This is a genomic window from Mycobacterium sp., from assembly GCF_008709575.1.
In the GTDB taxonomy this organism is placed as follows: Bacteria; Actinomycetota; Actinomycetes; order Mycobacteriales; family Mycobacteriaceae; genus Mycobacterium.
In genome coordinates, this window is sequence record NZ_VYIK01000489.1 from 1 (window position 1) to 587 (window position 587).

The 587-nt window shown below is 63.5% G+C and carries 1 protein-coding gene; it reads left to right on the forward strand.

Annotated features, from left to right (window positions below; all coding sequences use genetic code 11):
- Positions 1–527, forward strand: a 527-nt coding sequence (locus tag F6Q13_RS19750; RefSeq protein ID WP_293060077.1) for a GMC family oxidoreductase, incomplete at its 5' end; no start/stop codon positions are given.
- Between the last annotated feature and the right edge of the window lie 60 nt (positions 528–587).

The following is a 587-nucleotide window of genomic DNA, read 5'->3' on the forward strand; positions in this document are numbered from 1 at the left end:
AGGAGCTGATGCGGGCCTCGCTTTTGCGCGACCGGCTCGCCGGCGTTGAATGTTTCGCCACCGACATGCCGTACCTGACCAACAACGTCACTCTCGATCCGACGATCAAAGACCTCAACGGCCAGCCGGCGCCGCGGATCACCTACCAGATCGGAAAGTTCGAGAAGGCCTCGCAAGACTTCTTCGTGCCGCTGGTCGCCGCGCTGTGCGGGGCATCCGGCGCACAGCTGTACGCCGCATTTCCCTACCATCTGGCAAATGAGCTGGGGGGAGATCCTACACCGCACGGCAAGCACACTATGGGCGGGATGCAGATGGGCGTGGACCCGAAGACGAGCGTCGTCGCCGGTGATGGGCGAATACACCAGATGGACAATGTCTACGTCGCCGACGGCAGTGTGTTCGTCACCTCCAGTGGCGTTCACCCGACCAACACGATCATGGCGGTGGCGCTGCGGACCGCCTACGGGCTGACCGGCCAGCGGCCCAAATCATCGGCCGCTACTTCTGGGGCGTCAGCTCGGTAGAAATCCGAGTTGCGTCCAGGGAAGTGGTGTACGAGCCGGTGAGGTCGGCGGGCGTGTCGT